We start from the raw sequence: 540 nt of genomic DNA, 5'->3' as shown, positions 1-540 counted from the left end.
AGGCGGTGGCCCAGATCCAGCCGCGGTCGACCAGCGACAGGTTGCGGATCGAGAAGCTGGGCTCCTGGGCGATGCCGGAGGAGCCGTAGCCGTAGAGCAGCAGCGGCGCCGAGCCGTCGAGCGGCGTGTCCTTCTTCATCAGCACGAAGATCGGGACCTTCTGGCCGTCGGCGGCGGTCGCGTCCAGCCGGCGGGTGACGTACTTCGACGGATCGTGCCCGGAAGGGACTTCCTGGGTCTTGCGCAGGGTCCGCGTCCGCTTGGCCATGTCGTAGTCGAACCACTGCCGCGGCGTGGTCGGCGACTGGTAGACGAAGCGGGTGACGGCGGTGTCGTACTCGTAGCCGCCCTCCAGCCCCAGGGCGTAGGCCTCCTCGTCGAAGGCGATCTGGTGCTCCTTCAGCCCGTCCCGCGCGGTGACCACGATGCGGTTGAGGGCGTCGACCTTCTCCAGGCGGACGAAATGGTCCTTGAAGGCGGTCATGCCGACGATCAGGCGGCCGATATTGCGGGCGCGGTTCATCGCCTCGTTGGCGAGAT

The 540-nt window shown here is 67.8% G+C and carries 1 pseudogene; it reads right to left on the bottom strand.

Annotated elements, in window-relative coordinates:
- Positions 1-540 (bottom strand): annotated as a pseudogene (locus D1614_RS28740) (hypothetical protein); the annotation flags it as partial.

This window comes from Maribellus luteus (assembly GCF_003576475.1).
Taxonomy (GTDB): domain Bacteria; phylum Bacteroidota; class Bacteroidia; order Bacteroidales; family Prolixibacteraceae; genus Draconibacterium; species Draconibacterium luteum.
Note: the sequence above shows the minus strand (reverse complement) of the source record. Positions and strands in the feature narration are given on the sequence as shown.